This window comes from Citrobacter sp. Cpo040, assembly GCF_030332915.1.
Lineage (GTDB): Bacteria > Pseudomonadota > Gammaproteobacteria > Enterobacterales > Enterobacteriaceae > Citrobacter > Citrobacter portucalensis.
The window spans coordinates 740970-758573 of sequence record NZ_JAOWGX010000036.1; the positions used below are offsets into that span (position 1 = coordinate 740970).

Annotated in this window: 18 protein-coding genes; 8 read left to right on the plus strand and 10 right to left on the minus strand. The window is 50.8% G+C overall.

The window, feature by feature from the left end; all coding sequences use genetic code 11:
- The first annotated feature begins 4 nt into the window (after window positions 1-4).
- The 3 genes from pqiB to rmf all read left to right on the plus strand — a co-directional run bounded on the left by pqiB (window position 5) and on the right by rmf (window position 2629).
- Window positions 5-1645: an intermembrane transport protein PqiB gene (pqiB, locus tag OGX86_RS18400; protein WP_020996511.1), complete on the plus strand. Its 1641-nt coding sequence runs from the start codon at window positions 5-7 to the stop codon at window positions 1643-1645.
- The gene (gene pqiC / locus OGX86_RS18405) at window positions 1642-2205 is read left to right on the plus strand and encodes a membrane integrity-associated transporter subunit PqiC (protein WP_071444985.1); all 564 of its coding nucleotides are present in this window, start codon (window positions 1642-1644) and stop codon (window positions 2203-2205) included. The genes pqiB and pqiC overlap by 4 nt, the downstream gene beginning before the upstream one ends.
- Window positions 2206-2461: 256 nt before the next feature.
- Window positions 2462-2629: a ribosome modulation factor gene (rmf, locus tag OGX86_RS18410; protein ID WP_003035871.1), complete on the plus strand. Its 168-nt coding sequence runs from the start codon at window positions 2462-2464 to the stop codon at window positions 2627-2629.
- Between the two features lie 107 nt (window positions 2630-2736).
- Here rmf and fabA read toward each other — a convergent pair whose 3' ends face one another.
- Both fabA and OGX86_RS18420 read right to left on the minus strand, forming a co-directional pair.
- Window positions 2737-3255 (minus strand): bifunctional 3-hydroxydecanoyl-ACP dehydratase/trans-2-decenoyl-ACP isomerase, encoded by a 519-nt coding sequence (fabA, locus tag OGX86_RS18415; RefSeq protein ID WP_003035875.1) that lies wholly within the window; start codon window positions 3253-3255, stop codon window positions 2737-2739.
- A 68-nt stretch (window positions 3256-3323) separates the two neighbouring features.
- On the minus strand, window positions 3324-5084 hold the full coding sequence (locus OGX86_RS18420; protein ID WP_286640358.1) for an AAA family ATPase: 1761 nt from the start codon (window positions 5082-5084) through the stop codon (window positions 3324-3326).
- A gap of 185 nt (window positions 5085-5269) precedes the next feature.
- Here OGX86_RS18420 and matP point away from each other — a divergent pair, with 185 nt between their 5' ends.
- The gene (matP, locus tag OGX86_RS18425) at window positions 5270-5722 is read left to right on the plus strand and encodes a macrodomain Ter protein MatP (RefSeq protein ID WP_032942905.1); all 453 of its coding nucleotides are present in this window, start codon (window positions 5270-5272) and stop codon (window positions 5720-5722) included.
- Window positions 5723-5810: 88 nt separating this feature from the next.
- On the opposite strand, the gene ompA is transcribed toward matP, so the two are convergent.
- Both ompA and sulA read right to left on the minus strand, forming a co-directional pair.
- Window positions 5811-6869 carry a porin OmpA gene (gene ompA / locus OGX86_RS18430; protein WP_048227017.1) on the minus strand — a complete coding sequence of 353 codons (1059 nt, stop codon included), beginning with the start codon at window positions 6867-6869 and terminating at the stop codon, window positions 5811-5813.
- Window positions 6870-7226: 357 nt separating this feature from the next.
- Window positions 7227-7736: an SOS-induced cell division inhibitor SulA gene (sulA, locus tag OGX86_RS18435; RefSeq protein ID WP_008784287.1), complete on the minus strand. Its 510-nt coding sequence runs from the start codon at window positions 7734-7736 to the stop codon at window positions 7227-7229.
- A 217-nt stretch (window positions 7737-7953) separates the two neighbouring features.
- On the opposite strand from sulA, the gene OGX86_RS18440 reads away from it, so the two are divergent.
- Window positions 7954-8568 carry a TfoX/Sxy family DNA transformation protein gene (locus tag OGX86_RS18440; RefSeq protein WP_003831996.1) on the plus strand — a complete coding sequence of 205 codons (615 nt, stop codon included), beginning with the start codon at window positions 7954-7956 and terminating at the stop codon, window positions 8566-8568.
- Here OGX86_RS18440 and yccS read toward each other — a convergent pair.
- Together yccS and OGX86_RS18450 are read right to left on the minus strand one after the other, a co-directional pair.
- The gene (gene yccS / locus OGX86_RS18445) at window positions 8546-10699 is read right to left on the minus strand and encodes a YccS family putative transporter (protein WP_003831997.1); all 2154 of its coding nucleotides are present in this window, start codon (window positions 10697-10699) and stop codon (window positions 8546-8548) included. The two genes, OGX86_RS18440 and yccS, sit on opposite strands and share 23 nt — an antisense overlap.
- An 18-nt stretch (window positions 10700-10717) precedes the next feature.
- Window positions 10718-11164: a YccF domain-containing protein gene (locus OGX86_RS18450; protein WP_003831998.1), complete on the minus strand. Its 447-nt coding sequence runs from the start codon at window positions 11162-11164 to the stop codon at window positions 10718-10720.
- A 125-nt stretch (window positions 11165-11289) separates the two neighbouring features.
- Between OGX86_RS18450 and helD the strand changes: the two genes are divergently transcribed.
- Complete coding sequence (helD, locus tag OGX86_RS18455; protein WP_286640359.1) at window positions 11290-13344, plus strand: DNA helicase IV; 2055 nt, start codon at window positions 11290-11292, stop codon at window positions 13342-13344.
- A gap of 32 nt (window positions 13345-13376) precedes the next feature.
- On the opposite strand, the gene mgsA is transcribed toward helD, so the two are convergent.
- Both mgsA and csgI read right to left on the minus strand, forming a co-directional pair.
- Window positions 13377-13835: a methylglyoxal synthase gene (gene mgsA / locus OGX86_RS18460; protein WP_286640360.1), complete on the minus strand. Its 459-nt coding sequence runs from the start codon at window positions 13833-13835 to the stop codon at window positions 13377-13379.
- Between the two features lie 93 nt (window positions 13836-13928).
- The gene (csgI, locus tag OGX86_RS18465; RefSeq protein WP_008784291.1) at window positions 13929-14591 is read right to left on the minus strand and encodes a curli synthesis inhibitor; all 663 of its coding nucleotides are present in this window, start codon (window positions 14589-14591) and stop codon (window positions 13929-13931) included.
- A gap of 172 nt (window positions 14592-14763) precedes the next feature.
- Between csgI and OGX86_RS18470 the strand changes: the two genes are divergently transcribed.
- Entirely contained in the window at window positions 14764-15177 is a 414-nt protein-coding gene (locus tag OGX86_RS18470) for a CoA-binding protein (RefSeq protein ID WP_032942909.1), read from the plus strand.
- A 67-nt stretch (window positions 15178-15244) separates the two neighbouring features.
- On the opposite strand, the gene hspQ is transcribed toward OGX86_RS18470, so the two are convergent.
- Together hspQ and rlmI are read right to left on the minus strand one after the other, a co-directional pair.
- Window positions 15245-15562: a heat shock protein HspQ gene (gene hspQ, locus OGX86_RS18475; protein WP_003035905.1), complete on the minus strand. Its 318-nt coding sequence runs from the start codon at window positions 15560-15562 to the stop codon at window positions 15245-15247.
- A gap of 57 nt (window positions 15563-15619) precedes the next feature.
- The gene (gene rlmI / locus OGX86_RS18480) at window positions 15620-16831 is read right to left on the minus strand and encodes a 23S rRNA (cytosine(1962)-C(5))-methyltransferase RlmI (RefSeq protein WP_048227015.1); all 1212 of its coding nucleotides are present in this window, start codon (window positions 16829-16831) and stop codon (window positions 15620-15622) included.
- 214 nt (window positions 16832-17045) lie between these two features.
- On the opposite strand from rlmI, the gene OGX86_RS18485 reads away from it, so the two are divergent.
- Window positions 17046-17597 (plus strand): YbhB/YbcL family Raf kinase inhibitor-like protein, encoded by a 552-nt coding sequence (locus OGX86_RS18485; RefSeq protein WP_048227014.1) that lies wholly within the window; start codon window positions 17046-17048, stop codon window positions 17595-17597.
- The last annotated feature ends 7 nt before the right edge of the window (window positions 17598-17604 follow it).

The window sequence follows — 17604 nt, forward strand, 5'->3', positions numbered from 1 at the left end:
CAGCATGGAATCTAAAAGTGGGGAAGCCAAAGTGCAAAAGGTAAAAAACTGGTCGCCCGTGTGGATATTCCCTATCGTCACTGCACTCATTGGCGCGTGGGTACTGTTTTATCACTACAGTCATCAGGGGCCACAGGTCACGCTGATTACCACCAATGCCGAAGGTATTGAAGGGGGCAAAACGACGATTAAGAGCCGCAGCGTGGATGTCGGTATCGTCGAGAGCGCAACCCTGACTGATGATTTGACCCATGTGGAGATTAAAGCGCGTCTTAACTCCGGAATGGAAAAGCTGCTGCATAAAGATTCTGTCTTTTGGGTGGTGAAGCCGCAGGTTGGACGTGAAGGTATCAGTGGGCTCGGCACGTTATTGTCCGGGGCTTATATTGAACTGCAGCCCGGCAATAAAGGCAGTAAGCTGGAAAATTACCAACTGCTGGATTCACCGCCCCTGGCCCCGCCAGATGCAAAAGGGATCCGTGTGATTCTGGACAGTAAAAAAGCCGGTCAGTTGAGCCCAGGCGATCCGGTGCTTTTCCGCGGCTATCGTGTGGGCTCGGTTGAAACCAGCACGTTTGATGCGCAAAAGCGTACGATCAGCTATCAGCTTTTCATCAATGCGCCTAACGATCGTCTGGTGACCAGCAATGTACGTTTCTGGAAAGACAGCGGGATCGCCGTAGATCTTACCTCAGCAGGTATGCGCGTAGAAATGGGATCGCTCTCCACGCTGTTTGGCGGTGGTGTAAGTTTTGATGTGCCCGAAGGACTGGAACAAGGTCAACCGGTTGAGCAGCAGGCCTCATTTAACCTCTATGACGATCAAAAAAGTATTCAGGATTCCCTGTATACCGATCATATTGATTACCTGATGTTCTTTAAAGATTCGATTCGTGGCCTACAGCCTGGTGCACCGCTGGAATTCCGTGGCATCCGCTTGGGTACGGTGAGTAAAGTACCTTTCTTCTCACCGAATATGCGTCAGGTATTTAACAATGATTACCGCATTCCGGTGCTGGTGCGTATTGAACCAGAACGTCTGAAGGCACAGCTGGGAGAAGATACCGATGTTGGCGCTCATTTGGAGCAACTGCTTAAACGCGGATTACGAGGATCGCTCAAAACCGGGAACCTGGTGACCGGCGCGCTGTATGTCGATCTCGACTTCTACCCGAAAGAGCCGCCGATTACCGGTGTACGCGAATTCAATGGTTATCAAATTATTCCGACCGTGAGCGGTGGTCTGGCGCAGATCCAACAGCGTCTGATGGAAGCGTTGGATAAGATTAACAATCTGCCGCTGAACCCGATGATTGAGCAGGCAACCAATACGCTGTCGGAAAGCCAACGCACGATGAAACATCTGCAAACCACGCTGGATAACATGAACAAGATCACGTCCAGCCAGTCGATGCAGGATCTGCCGGCGGATATGCAGAATACGCTACGTGAACTGAATCGTAGTATGCAGGGCTTCCAGCCTGGTTCCGCGGCCTACAACAAGATGGTGGCGGATATGCAGCGTCTTGATCAGGTACTGCGTGAACTGCAACCGGTACTGAAAACGTTGAACGATAAGAGTAATGCGCTGGTATTTGAAGCGAAGGACAAAAAAGATCCAGAGCCGAAGAGGGCGAAACAATGAAAAAGTGGCTAGTGGTGATGATGGCGGTCTGGCTGACGTCATGCAGCTCCAGCGGAGAAAATAAAAGCTATTACCAGCTCCCTATCGCACAAGGCGGAGTGCAGAGTTCTGCCAATCAGGGAAACCGTCTGCTGTGGGTTGAACAGATTGCGGTACCTGATTATCTGGCCGGTAATGGGGTGGTTTACCAGACCAGCGATGTGAAATATGTGATAGCCAATAATAATCTCTGGGCCAGCCCATTAGATCAGCAATTGCGCAATACACTGGTTGCGAACCTCAGTATGCAGTTGCCTGGCTGGGTTGTCGCTTCACAGCCGCTGGGAAGCACTCAGGATACGCTGAACGTTACCGTAACCGGCTTCCACGGTCGGTACGATGGTAAGGTTATTGTGAGCGGTGAATGGTTGCTGAATCATCAGGGACAACTGATCAAACGCCCGTTCCACATCGAAGCTGTACAGACTAAAGACGGCTACGATGAGATGGTGAAGGTTCTTGCCAACGCCTGGAGTCAGGAAGCAACGGCCATTGCTCAAGAGCTGAAACGCATCCCTTAAGCTTAAATAATTGTAAATTATGCCGCCCCTGGTTCATTGCCCGGGGCGGTTTTTTTTATTTTTTTAGCCGTGAAGATAGCTGTTCTGACTGACTATTTTTGTACAAATGATTTAGAGGCTAGCTCACAAATATGACACTGGCGTGAATTTTGCGCATTGACGAGCCTGATGTTTAGGGGTATTCGTTTAGTGTGATTGCACACTTAGTAATCACTGTTTTCTTTTCCACCAGACCCAAAAATGAGGGAAACGAGGCATGAAGAGACAAAAACGAGATCGCCTGGAACGGGCACATCAACGTGGATATCAGGCCGGCATTGCCGGACGCTCAAAAGAAATGTGTCCCTATCAGACGCTGAATCAGAGGTCATACTGGCTGGGAGGCTGGCGAGAAGCCATGGGGGATAGGGTTTTAATGGCCTGATTCTGTCTCTTTAGATAAAAGAAACCTCCGCAGAGCGGAGGTTTCGCCTTTTTGCACACCAGATAAAACGAAGAAACGTTAATGTCTGGCTGCTTCCCAGTTCTGGATTAGAACGCGGAAGTGTCCTGGAAAAGACCCACTTTCAGATCGTTTGCGGTATAGATCAGTCGACCATCAACCAGCACTTCACCATCTGCCAGGCCCATGATCAGGCGACGGTTAACGATGCGTTTGAAGTGAATGCGGTAAGTGACTTTCTTCGCGGTCGGCAGAACCTGGCCGGTGAATTTAACTTCGCCTACGCCCAGCGCACGGCCTTTACCTTCGCCGCCCAGCCAGCCGAGATAGAATCCAACCAGTTGCCACATGGCGTCGAGACCCAGGCAGCCCGGCATCACCGGATCGCCGATAAAGTGACAACCGAAGAACCACAGGTCCGGGTTGATATCCAGTTCAGCTTCAACATAACCTTTGTCAAAGTTGCCACCGGTTTCGGTCATCTTGATGACACGGTCCATCATCAGCATGCTTGGTGCTGGCAGTTGTGGCCCTTTAGCGCCAAACAGCTCACCGCGACCAGAGGCAAGAAGGTCTTCTTTCGTATAGGATTCGCGTTTATCTACCATGTTCTCTGTAAGCCTTATTTTATTGAAGCACGCAGGATAGCTAACACGTGTACGCTGAACAAGTCCGATCAGTTCGGAATAATCCAGTTCAGCCAACGTAGCGGCCATGGAAAACGGTGACGACCTTCCTGTTGCGTTGCCGTGGCAATACGCTCCTGAATGGTTTGCATCAGCGTTGTCTGGCCTTCGCCATCCCACACCAGATTTAACAACAGTGGCAGCGCATCGGTCACGTCGTCCACCGCCCAGATAGTGAATTTTTCTTCTTCTATGGCCTGTAGCAGCGCAGGCTGCAGGCTGAGGTGTCTGACGTTAGCCGAAGGAATGATGACGCCCTGTGTGCCTGTCAGCTCGCGCTGCTGGCAGATGGCGAAGAAACCTTCAATTTTCTCATTCAGACCACCGACAGGTTGTGCCCGACCAAACTGATCGACAGAACCTGTAATGGCGATACTTTGATTAACAGGAACGTCGGCGAGGGCGCTAATCAATGCGCACAGTTCTGCCATAGACGCGCTGTCACCGTCCACTTCACTGTAAGATTGCTCAAAGGTCAGCGAGGCAGAGAAGGGGATTTGTTGCTCCAACTGGAGTTCCGACATCAGGAACGCCTGCATAATCATCATACCCTTGGCATGAATATTTCCGCCAAGCTCGGCTTTGCGCTCAATATCCGTAAACTCGCCGTCGCCAATATGCACGACGCAACTGATACGAGAAGGCTCGCCAAATGCGCGTGGGTGGCCTGGAAACTCAATCACCGACAAGGCGTTGATCTGGCCAATACGCTCGCCTTCTGTCTCGATAAGGATCTGCTCTTGCAGAATTTCATCCTGCATGCGTTCAGCCAGGAATCCCTCACGCCATTCGCGCTGAGCCAGCATCAGGCTGAACTGTTCAGCGTTACAGGTTTCGTCCTCGCATAACGGAGCCACCTCTTTGAACTGTCGGGTGATCCACAGCGGGTTAAGCGGCAATGTATCCTGTTCACCGGTATAGCGAACGGCTTCACGGATCAGAACCTGCCAGGCATCGGGAGCGGGGTAAGGCAAATTATTGCGCATGGCAGTATGCGTGACCCATTGACACCACTGTGTCATGGTTTCGGCATCGACTATCTGCAGGTTGTCTTCAAATTCGCTGTAAATGGCCTGCTCAGCCAGTTCTGGCTCCATGTCCTGGAAATCCGCCAGCGATTCACGCTCACCCACCAAAATCACTTTCAGTTTAAGCGGCATAGGCGGAACGGAGACAGGCAGCGGACGAGACTCATCAAAAGCTACCCAGTCAAAACGCTCGTGGCTGACAATGGCTTTCAGGCGCATCCACAACAGGGGTTGGGCCAACAGCGTGCGCAATGAGATAACCAGCACACCCCCATTGGCCAGATGTACCAGACCTGGCTGCAGCGTAATTTCGCCATTGAACTGACGCAGACAGCCAAACAGTTGTTCGGCTTCGGCCCAGTCAGCGCTGACCACCTGCGTCAACGTCGCAAAATTGTCTTCCGCTTTCTCAGCTGTACGATAATGAATAGTGTGACCGGAGATGTCGTAATGACCGCCAGTCAGGCTTCCTGCATCCGTGTGCAAGGGACGTGCAGCCTTTGCAATAAGGTTGAGATACTCAAGCTCTTCCGGTGCTTTTACCAACATGAACGAGGATGTTGTCCAGTGCTGAAGAAGCTGCTCTAGCGCGAATTGTAAACGTGGCTGAGTATCACTAAGTAAGGTGTCGGTGTCGTCAGTGACGTGCGGCTGTGCAAATACTTCCTGATAACTGTCGGTATCAGGAACCAGATCACGCCATGCAAGTTTCGTAATGGTCAAAGTTGATGTTTTTTAGTCTGTTGTAAAAAACGAGATTATACCGTAACCCTCACCACTAAACACCTGGAAAGCGCCGCGAAACGCTTGTGATGACGCGCGGCAGTTCACAGGCTGGATATTCTTTTCTTCAGATGCCGAAAAAGCTGATATTCTGATAAGAGTTACACGGTAACATTGAGATCGCAATGAAATATCAACAACTTGAAAACCTTGAAAGCGGCTGGAAATGGAAGTATCTGGTGAAGAAGCATCGTGAGGGGGAATTAATCACCCGTTACGTCGAGGCCAGCGCTGCCAAAGAAGCCGTTGATTTATTGCTAACCCTCGAAAATGAACCGGTTCGGGTCAATAGCTGGATTGAAGAACACATGAATCCGGCGCTGCTTAATCGTATGAAACAAACCATACGTGCCAGGCGCAAGCGGCACTTTAATGCTGAGCATCAGCATACCCGGAAGAAATCCATCGATCTGGAATTTATGGTCTGGCAGCGTCTGGCAGGTCTTGCGCAGCGGCGCGGAAAAACGCTTTCTGAAACTATTGTGCAGCTGATTGAAGACGCAGAGCATAAAGAGAAGTACGCGAACAAAATGTCGACATTGAAACAGGATTTACAGGCGTTGCTGGGGAAAGAGTAGCGGTCGGCTGGTTTAATGCGTGGCTTACTTTGGATGAAAACAGATGAAAAAAAACCCCGCATAGCGGGGTTTTTTATAAGACGATAACTTAAGCCTGAGGCTGAGTTACAACGTCTTTGATGCCTTTAACTTCGATCTCAACACGACGATCCGGAGCCAGGCAGTCGATCAGTGCAGCGCGAGCTTTCACGTTGTCACAGGTGTTGCCAGTAACTGGGTTGGATTCACCCATGCCACGTGCAGAGATTTTGTCAGAAGGAATACCTTTAGAGATCAGGTAATCAACAACGGACTGAGCACGTTTCTCGGACAGACCCTGGTTGTAAGCGTCAGAACCGATGCGGTCAGTGAAGCCCAGAACCACTACGGAGCCGTCTTTCGGATCCAGGTTGCTCAGCTGGCTGTACATCTGGTCCAGAGCCTGCTGGCCTTCTGGTTTCAGAGTTGCTTTGTTGAAGTTGAACAGAACGTCAGACTTCAGAGTGAAGTGCTTGGTCTGTACTTCTGGAGCCGGAGCCGGAGCAACAACTACTGGAGCTGCTTCTTCCTGCTGGCCGAAACGGTAAGAAACACCAACGCTCAACAGGCCGTTATCTGGACGACCACCAACGGTGTTCGCGTCACCGATGTTGTTGGTCCACTGGTATTCCAGACGGGTAGCGATTTCAGGAGTAATTGCGTACTCTACGCCACCAGCGAATACTGGGGATACACCAGTGTCGTGGTCTTTGAAGCCGTTGCTGCTTTTAGCGTCTGCACGCCAAACCATACCACCCAGACGGGTATAAACGTCCAGATCGTCAGTGATTGGGTAACCCAGTTTAGCGGTCAACTGAACGCCCTGAGCTTTGAAAGCGCCATTTTGATTGGTAGTGTCGGCAGTGCCTTTGTACGGCATACGACCTAACCAGTCATAACCCATTTCGAAACCAACGTACGGGTTAACCTGATAACCACCGAACGCACCGGCACCCAGTTGGCTTTCGTGGGTAGGCCCGGTGTTATTGATCTGGTTGTTGCCAATATCATGGTACTGAGACCAGCCCATTTTAGCACCAGCGTACCAGGTGTTATCTTTCGGAGCGGCCTGCGCCACGGTAGCGAAACCAGCCAGTGCCACTGCAATTGCGATAGCTGTCTTTTTCATTTTTTGCGCCTCGTTATCATCCAAAATTCGCCATGAATATCTCCGAAGAGAGATAACACGGTTAAATCCTTCACCCGGGGACCAGTTCAATAGTTACTCTACCGATATCTGCGGCTTACGCCGAGCACCCCTGGCGATGTAAAGTCTACAACGTAGTTGAAAACTTACAAGTGTGAAGTCCGTCAGGCATATGAAAAAAAAAGGCTTGTATACACAATATTTAACATTTATAGCTGAACAAATGTACTGAGGATATCCTGAAAACCGCTTCAGACAGGCGTTCAGACGAAAAACACATTACAGCTCAAAGGCAAATTGAGTGATGAAAAAAAATTCCAGGATAAATCCTAATTTTACTCAATGATACAAATTCGAGTGAATTTTTAGCCCAGAATGCTGTCTCCCCGCAAGTGTCTGAGCGCGAACTGGACGCATGATAAATCCCATCGCATTACCTTCATCAGCCGCTTTGACAAGTTCGGCATGTTCATCTTCCGTTAATTCTTCCGCCAGCCAGCCAATAACGACGCTGTAATTACCCGTGCGCAGCGCACGAATCATCGATTCCAGCGTATTGCAGGGGGAGAGCTGACTAATTTGCATGACTTTCGTCAATGGAAGTCCAGCTGACTGCACCCACTCCCGGCTTAATTTTTGCTGAGGCGTCAGCCACAGCTGCCAGCGTGATTGTTGCCCTAACTGTTGCAGCAGGGGAAGCAGCAGCAGTTGTGTCATCATGGGCTGGTCCTCGCGATAGACCACTTCACTGATAAGCCCAGCGGTTGCGTTCTCTGATGAAACGCGCGCAATGTTGCTTGATGTGGAAGAGAACGACGAAGAACGATTTGCATAGCCTGAAGTGTACATAATCAATCCAGCCCTGTGAGTTACTGTATGAATATACAGTAACTCTGCCTTCAACAAAGATCAACCTTATTTTCGGAAACAGGTTCGCAATTTTTAGTCGTCGTCATGGGAAAAATAAAATTCATCTTGCCCCATACGCATAAGTTGCCTATTTTCGTCATTAACGGATCCGCTACTGAAAATCATTTGCTTACGTTATGATTTAAAAAGGATTTTTATGAAAGAGCTTTCTTATGCAAGGATCTATAAATCGCAGGAATATCTGGCTTCTCTGGGGACAATTCACTATCGCTCACTGTTTGGTGGCTACAGTCTGACGGTTGGCGATACGGTCTTTGCCATGGTCGCTAATGGTGAGCTGTATCTTCGCGCCTGTGAGCAGAGCGCCCAGTATTGTGTACAAAATTCTCCTGTCTGGCTGACATTTATTAAGCGCGGACGTCCTCTTGTACTTAATTATTACCAGGTGAACGATGCCCTGTGGCAAAACCAGCAGCAGTTGGTGTCGTTATCGCGATATTCGTTGGATGCAGCGGTTAAGGAGAAACAAAGTCGCTTTGCCCAGCATCGTCTGCGGGAATTGCCGAATATGACGTTTCATCTGGAGACTCTGTTGAATGAAGCTGGAATTAAAGATGAGGGGACCATGCGATCGTTGGGAGCACAAATGTGCTGGCTGAAACTTAGGCAAAATAATCCGGCTCTGACGGTAAAAGTACTCTATGCCCTTGAAGGCGCGGTAGGGGGGATACATGAAGCCGCGCTCCCGGCGACGCGTCGCCAGGAGCTGGTTGAGTGGGTAAGTTCTCTTACGCCGGAACCGGGGTATTAGACGGCAGCACGTCAATTTGCTGCTGTAATCGCCGGATTTCCGGGAGCAGAGCAATCAATAACCCAACTTGCTGAACGACCAGAGGCTCTTTACTGTCCGGGCGTGGTTCCAGGTGCTGAATTCGCTGCTTCAGCCCTTCTAACGCCTGGTATACACGCTGCTCGTCAGCGGGTTGATGGTGAAGGGCATCATCAACATAGCAAACAGCGTCATCCAGCAATGCCAAAACGTCTGGATTGGTCAACTGTTCGCGATGTGCGCCCAGCGCAGAAATATAGCTGGTAAACGTATGGTTGAGACACAGTAAACGGAACGCCGTTTCGCGCGTCTGGGCCGTGACATCAGGCTCGCTCGACATGTTTGACACCACGGAGGCGAGTTCAGCATCACGGTTATGCGCGTCACGGCGAGCGATACGGTAGGCCAGACGATTATCACGACCCTGATGATATTGTTCGAGAATTGCATCAAGGTAGCGGCAGTTAGCGTCAGTCGCCCGTTCAATTACCCGTGGTAGGTTACGAAAACGCCAGTCTGGCCAGATGAAACTGACAGCAGCCCAGGCGATAGCACAGCCAATTAGCGTATCGATGACACGCGGCAGCGCAACCTCAAAACCTTCGCCGAGCAGGTTAAAGCACAGTAACACCAGCAGCGTGATAAACATGGTGGCGTGTGCATACTGGACGTTGCGAAAGGCAAAAAACAGTACACCAGTGATCACCAGGAGTATCAGCTGCCCTTCGAGAGAGGGCACAAACCACAGGATCGGTAAACCAATGGCAATCCCAACCAACGTGCCGATAATCCTGAGCGCCAGGCGATGTCGGGTGGCGTTGTAGTTTGGCTGACAGACAAACAGGCTGGTCAGCAAGATCCAGTATCCGTGATTCATGCCGGTTATCTGGATAATGGCATAACCAACACAGAGCACTAACGACATGCGAACGGCATGGCGAAACAGAGCAGACTCAGGGGTGAAATTACGGCTCAGGCGTAACCAGATATCACTGAATCCATGGGGACTGTCATCGGCAAGCTGATTTTCAGACTCATTGCGCGAGAGTACCTGAGCCTGTTCAGACTCTATGGTAGCAAGCTGCGCGTCGATTGCCCGTAGGTTTGACAGTAAAAAACCCAGCGTATTGAGCAGGTCGGCAGGTTCACCACTGGCACGCATGCGCTCAAGTGCGGCATCTATATGGGTGAAGGCGCGCTCAAAGTGCGGATCGTGCTGGTAAGGTGTGCGCAATAAAATACAGCGAGATAATTGTGAACAGGCTTGCCCTTGCATCGACATCAACCGCTGGAAACGGAACATCACATCGCTGTGACGGAAATGATCGCGTAGCGTTTGATACTGAATATGTGAGGAGCTTGCGCGTTCATGAATATCCTGCGCCACAAAATAGTAATGTAGCGTGCGACGTGTTCCTCGTTGTCCACGGTCACCGCGCAGGCGCGTCAACAGCGACACTTTAGTCTGATTCAGCGTTGCCATCAGTTGGCCATTCGCGAGAGCTAAATCATACAACGGTGCCTGGCTTTCATCTTCTATGTCGGGGTCAAAAAGACGCGATTTCAGTTCCAGGTAGTGCGCTAACTGTTCGTAGCTGCGTGCAAGATTGTCCTGTAAGGGGCGGATGGGGAACAGAAGATGACCGGTGAGCGTCAGCAGGTTATACCAGATAGCGCCAGCGAGCAGCAGGATGGGTTGTTGATACCACTGATCGTAAAGCGAGGTGCCCAGCATCGTGTAAATGGCGATCAGCAATGCGCCAAAAGCAATAGTTGCATAGCGCTGGCCTAATCCCCCCAGCAGAATAAAGCCGCTGGTGGAAAGCGTTAACCCAATAGCAAACAGCCATGGCCATGGGAAGAGCAGCTCAACGGAGGCCGAGGCAATAAAAAAGCACACCAGTGTGATGATTAAATTGCGCAGTCGGCCTGCGAGACGATCGTCCAGATCGGTAAGTGCGGCAGCGACCATACCCAGCGTGAGTGGGATAGTCAGCTTGACGTCACCCAGCCACCAGGGGAGCGCCGTTGTGCCACATAGCGCGATAAAAATCCGCACGTAGTACAGCCAGGTGCTGTTCCAGGTATAGCGTTTGAGCAGAGGACTTAACATAAAGGCCATCGGTCCTGATTATTCAAAACGACGACGCGCATTGGCTTCACGCGCTGCACGGGCAACTTCTACTGAAACCACCCGGCGACCCACCGGCCAGAGCGCAATGGCAGCGATTTTAAAGTTTGCAATGCCAACCGGAATACCAATAATCGTAATGCACTGAGCAATACCAGAGATAATGTGCATCAGGCACAACCACCAGCCGAAGAAAATCAGCCAGAAAATATTGAGCACGGTGCCGCCGGTATTTAACAGGACGCTTTTACCGGCCGGATTCAGTTCATCGACATGAATCGCTTCGTTACCATAGGGAAACAGCGAAAGTCGGGTTATCTCCCAGCATGAACGGGTCAAGGGTAAAGTAAAAATAAGCACGACACTGACCAGCGTTGCCAGTAACCAGGCCAGGGTGGTGGCGAACCCCCCAAGCACAAAATTTAAAATATTCAGAACAGTACGCATAAACCCTCGGTTAACTCTGGTTTTCTGTGAATTCGGCAATTGTAACGTTTTTTTGGGCTGGAGCACGTTTTCTCTGGCGGTTACACTGATAAGCAAACCTCTTCGTGTGGATCCGCTTGAGTCTTATGGAACTGAAAGCAACTTCTCTTGGAAAACGTCTGGCACAACACCCTTACGATCGGGCCGTTATTCTCAATGCCGGGATTAAAGTTTCCGGCGATCGTCACGAGTATCTTATTCCCTTCAATCAGTTACTGGCTATTCATTGCAAACGCGGCCTGGTATGGGGCGAGCTGGAGTTTGTACTCCCGGATGAGAAGGTGGTTCGTCTTCACGGTACAGAGTGGGCGGAAACCCAGCGCTTCCATCATCATTTGAATGCGCTCTGGCAACAGTGGAGCCAGGAAATGAGTGACGTTGCTGCGAGGGTTTTACAGCAGCAGTTGGATGCGATAGCGGCGCGTACTAGTGAAAGTAAATGGCTGACGCGCGAACAAACGTCAGGGCTGCAGCAGCAGATTCGCCGTGCCTTTGCCGCGTTACCGCTCCCGGTTAATCGGCTGGAGGAATTTGAAAATTGCCGGGAGGCGTTACGTCAATGCCAGGCATGGTTGAAAGACATTGAAGCCTGCCGCTTACAGCACAATCAGGCGTACACCGATGCAATGCTGGAAGAGTATGCCGAGTTTTTCCAGCATATTGAATCTTCGCCGTTGAACCCTGCTCAGGCGCGCGCGGTGGTGAATGGTGAGCAATCATTGTTGGTACTTGCAGGTGCTGGAAGCGGTAAAACATCTGTGTTGGTTGCCCGGGCTGGTTGGTTGCTTGCGCGAGGAGAAGCTGCACCAGAACAAATCCTGTTGCTGGCGTTTGGACGCAAAGCCGCCCAGGAGATGGATGACCGCATCCGTGAGCGTCTGCATACGGATGCGGTCACCGCACGGACGTTCCATTCACTCGCGTTGCACATTATTTCGCAAGGCAGCAAAAAAGTTCCAACGGTGAGCAAGCTTGAAAATGATGCTATCGCGCGCAACAAACTCTTTATAACAACCTGGCGTCAGCAGTGCAGTGAGAAAAAGGCTCAGGCTAAAGGCTGGCGACAATGGTTAGAAGAAGAAATGCAGTGGTCTGTACCCGAAGGTAACTTCTGGGATGACGAAAAATTACAGCGGCGTCTGGCTTCCCGGTTGGATCGCTGGGTTAGTTTGATGCGTATGCATGGCGGAGCACAGGCGGAGATGATTGCTAATGCTCCGGAGGAGATCCGTGATCTGTTCAGTAAACGCATAAAGCTAATGGCGCCGCTGCTCAAGGCCTGGAAGAGTGCCCTGAAGGATGAGAATGCCGTCGATTTCTCCGGGTTGATCCATCAGGCTATTGTCATTCTGGAGAAGGGGCGGTTTATCAGTCCGTGGAAACATATTCTGGTCGATGAATTTCAGGATATTTCCCCTCAGCGCGCCGCCCTGTTAGCCGCCTTGCGTAAGCAAAACTCGCAGACCACGCTGTTTGCCGTGGGAGATGACTGGCAGGCCATTTACCGGTTCAGCGGAGCACAGCTTTCTCTGACAACCGCATTCCAGCAAAATTTTGGTGAGGGCGATAGCTGTAATCTGGATACGACTTACCGTTTTAATAGCCGTATTGGCGAAGTCGCAAACCAGTTTATCCAACAAAACCCACACCAGCTCACAAAACCGCTGAACAGTCTGGCGACCGGTGATAAAAAAGCCGTCACGTTGCTCGACGAAAGCCAGTTAGATCTGTTGCTGGATAAGCTGTCGGGTTTTGTAAAAGCCGAAGAGAGAATTCTGGTGCTGGCGCGATACCATCATCTCAAACCTGCCAGCCTGGACAAAGCGGCCACCCGCTGGCCCAAGCTGCAGTTGGATTTTATGACTATTCATGCCAGCAAAGGGCAGCAGGCGGATTACGTCATTGTTATGGGGCTTCATGAAGGGAATGACGGTTTCCCGGCTCCGGCCCGCGAGTCGATTATGGAGGAGGCGTTACTCCCGGCTGTTGAAGATTTTCCTGATGCAGAAGAGAGACGGTTGCTGTATGTGGCGCTAACGCGTGCGCGGCATCGGGTATGGCTACTGTTTAGCAAAGACGCGCCATCTTGCTTTGTTGATGAGCTTAAGCAATTAGACGTTCCGGTGACCCGGAAACCCTGAAAAGCAGGCGGCAGTTGCCTCCTGCTTAGCGTTTATTTGAGGCGTTCTGCAAGATAACGGACGTAATCCGGGATCAAGATATCTGTTGCGTCGTTGAAGTTTGGCGACTGGATAATAAAATCAGCCGTTGACACGTTGGTGGCGACTGGAATGTTCCAGACCGTGGCCAGGCGTAGCAGGGCTTTGACATCAGGATCGTGGGGAACGGCGTTGAGCGGATCCCAGAAGAAAATCAGCACATCAATTTTCCCTTCTGAAATCAGCGCACCCACCTGCTGGTCCCCCCCCATTGGGCCGCTCAGCATGGCGTTGACGTCCATTCCTGTCGCGCGTTGAATTAAGTTTCCTGTTGTTCCTGTTGCATACAGAACGTGTTTTTCCAGTAATGGCTGGTGGCGTTCAACCCAGCTCATCAACATCTTTTTGCAGTGATCGTGTGCGACCAACGCAATATGTTTCTGCGCTGGCAATGTGCGAGTCGTTAATTCCATAGTACAGCTCCCAAGTTAACCTTGTTACAGAGTACTGGAAGCACTTGACGCTGCAAGAGAAAGACAAAAAAAATGCGTATACGAACATAAATGTCACGATGGGGGTTGTTTCTCCGCCCATTGTAAGAAGTTACTTCGCGTTTGTGCGTCAGCCTGTTGAAACCAATATTTTAAGCGCTGCTCGGTCAGTGTTTGCGACTGAGGCGGCACGCGATCCAGTTCAGACACCCCGGAAAGCAGCGAACTGTCATCGGCCATCATCGTGGCAAATTGTGGTAAAGAAGCATGCTTAGCCGCTTTGTTATAGCGCTCTGTTTCCATTTCATAATCTACGATTTTTGCGGTGGACGTGATTGACAGAATATCCAGCTTAACCGGTATAGGCATGGAGTCCCCATCCAGCAGTTCTACGCGCGGGGCATCATCAAAATGCGTTGCATCCCGCTCGTTGCTCAGGCGTGGGAGGTGGAAATTAACCTGACTGACGAGTTGGGTATCAAAGCTGATGACCAACGGAGGCGAAATATACAGACGTTCTTCGTGGCTGGACAGGCGAATGGTTTTTTCTACGCGAAACACGAGCTGGTGCCGACCATTTTCCAGCTCAATACTGTCGGCACCACGCAGTAATGAGCTGGAGACTTTTTTTCCGTCCAGTACCAGAAGGTCAATATCATTGGACAGACGTAAAGAGGTAGCAAAAACGGTTGCCGGCAAACATAGGGCAATCAAGGCTGTCACAATGCCGGCTTTCATAGGTTTCTCCTGTCCAGAAAATATCTCTATAAGATGTATCTAAATTTTTCGATAATCATGTTTACTAACATATAGACATATTTTTGAGTTTAGCTCTCATGCGCCAGTATGGGATGAATGGTTGCAAAGTCAGGTTTGTCGTACACTTTGCTAAACAGCCTGGAGGAAAACGATGAAAGAGACCGATATTGCTGGCATTTTGACAACGACCCGTACGATTGCGCTGGTGGGGGCAAGCGATAAACCCGATCGTCCAAGCTATCGGGTGATGAAATATTTACTCGATCAGGGCTATCACGTTATTCCTGTTTCACCGAAGGTCGCTGGAAAAACACTGCTGGGGCAGCAGGGTTATGCGACGCTGGCAGATGTACCAGAGAAAGTGGATATGGTAGATGTCTTCCGTAATTCTGAAGCGGCGTGGGGTGTTGCTCAGGAGGCAATTGCCATCGGAGCGAAGACGCTATGGATGCAGCTCGGCGTGATTAACGAGCAGGCAGCCGTGCTGGCTCGCGATGCAGGGATGACGGTGGTGATGGATCGCTGCCCGGCGATTGAGATCCCGCGGTTGGGACTAGCGAAGTAAGGCTGATCTGTAGCCGAACAAAACGCACAGGCCCGATTAGCGAATCGCCATCGGGCCTGTGTTAGCATCAATTGCGCAGGCGCGGGGCCTGAAGCTGTTTTCGAATTGTTCGCGCCAGTTCATCCATCGACGGTTGTTCCGGATGTTCTTCCTGTAGCTCACTACTCAGCTGTGCTTCGGCCAGATACGTATGCACTGGCAGACCATTATCGTCTTCCATCACCACGTGATACCAGGGAGCGGCGCGAAGTTCGTCGTTAACCGCCAACTCATCGGCTGACGGTTGATCAAGCGAATATTCCGGGTCGATATCCACGACCACTCCGAGGTAACCTAACAGGGAATGGCGGACCTGCTGGCCGATACCGAATTTGCTGGCAATCATAGTCACCTCCCGGGAAATAGATACCCTTTATGTAAGGGTAATATTCCACTTTTCAAGTTACATGATGCGACAGGCAAACCCTTTCAGATACAGCCCTTCCGGGTAGGTAGCGATCACCGGGTGATCGGCGGCCTGACGGAACTGCTCTATAAATTGTACATCACGACCAGCATCTATTGCGGCATCAGCGATGATTTTCTGAAATAAATCGGTGGTCATTAGCCCAGAGCAGGAGAAAGTCAGCAGCACACCGCCCGGATTGAGCAACTGAATAGCCAGCATATTGATGTCCTTATAGCCGCGGCAGGCACCCATCAACTGGCTTTTGTTTTCGACAAATTTCGGCGGATCCATCACGATGACGTCGAATTTCTCACCACGATCGCGATAAGCACGCAGAAGTTTGAACACATCATCACGCACGAACTCAGCTTTGCTCAGATCCAGCTTGTTCAGTTCCACGTTCTGGCGGGCAATATCGAGCGCTTCCTGAGAGGTGTCAACGCTGACGACCTGACGGCATCCGCCCATTAATGCTGAGACCGCAAAGCCGCCGGTATAAGAGAAACAGTTCAGTACACGCTGATTTTCCACATAACGACGCGTGGCCAGGCGGCTGTCGCGTTGATCGAGGTAATAGCCGGTTTTGTGACCATGCTGAATATCAACCAGCAGCTTCATTCCGTGCTCTTCAATTGGCAGCAGGGCTGGCGGAAGCTCACCCGTTACTGGCCCTTGAGTCAGCTCCATACCTTCTTTTTTACGTACGGCCACATCGCTACGGTCATAAATGGCGCAGTCCGGGAAAACAATTTGCAGAGCGCTAATCAGCGCGGCGCGTTGGTATTCAGCCCCCGCACTGAGCAACTGCAACACCAGGAAGTTGCCGAAGCGGTCAATGGTGATGCCCGGCAGGCCATCGGATTCTCCGGCGATCAGACGGTAACTGTCCAGACCGTCTTTTTTCGCCAGCCAGTCACGCCATGTTTGCGCTTGTTGTAGACGACGGGTGAAAAAATCAATATCGATGGACTCAGACTTGTCGAAAGTCCAGACGCGTGCACGGATCTGCGACGCGGGTGAGTACGCGCCGCGTGCTAACCATTTACCCTGATGGTCAACAATATCGATGGTTTCACCGAGGTTGGCTTTACCTTCCATACGTGCGACAGCACCGGAAAATACCCACGGATGGCGGCGCAGTAATGATTTTTCGCGCCCTTTGGCTAACACTAAACGAGGATAATGTGGAATTGTAGATTCAGTCATGCGGAGCAACCTCTCACAAACAGTGACGCGGGCTGGAGTAAAGTACCAACCTGAAACCATTAAAATAAAATGGCGCGTAGAGTAGCACAGATGGTGAGGTCAATCATCAGGGTATGGCGTTGAGCGTTTCGGCACAAAACTCAATCACAGAGGCACAGTTTCTTTTATGCCCACCGTTTACATTGCTATTTCTTAATCAGAAAAAGGAAATGCAATGAAAGCTGTCTACTTTCTGGCTACCGCCGCCATTGTTGCGTTGAGTTTTAATACCTCTGCCGCCTCGACGTTTCGCCTCAACAGCACCGACATACCCGCTAACCTGAAGTTAACGCAAAAACAGGTGTTTAAGGGATTTGGCTGCAGTGGCGACAATATCTCCCCGCAACTGAGCTGGCAAAATCCGCCAGTTGATGCCAAAAGTTTTGCCATTACGCTGTTTGATCCTGATGCGCCAACGGGAAGCGGCTGGTGGCACTGGACCGTCGTAAATATTCCTGCTCAGATCCACACTCTTCCTGGCGGGGCCAGCATGGATAAGTTACCCGCTGGAGCAGTTCAGGGACGCAATGATTTCGGTTATGCTGGATTCGGTGGCGCCTGTCCACCGCCGGGCGATAAACCTCATCGCTATCAGTTTACCGTGTGGGCGTTAAATACAGACGAGTTGCCAATTGACAGTAACGCCAGCGGTGCCCTAGTCGGTTTTATGCTGAACAGCCACGTGATTGCTAAAGCTGAATTAACCGCCACTTACGCAAGAAAATAAAGAGGAT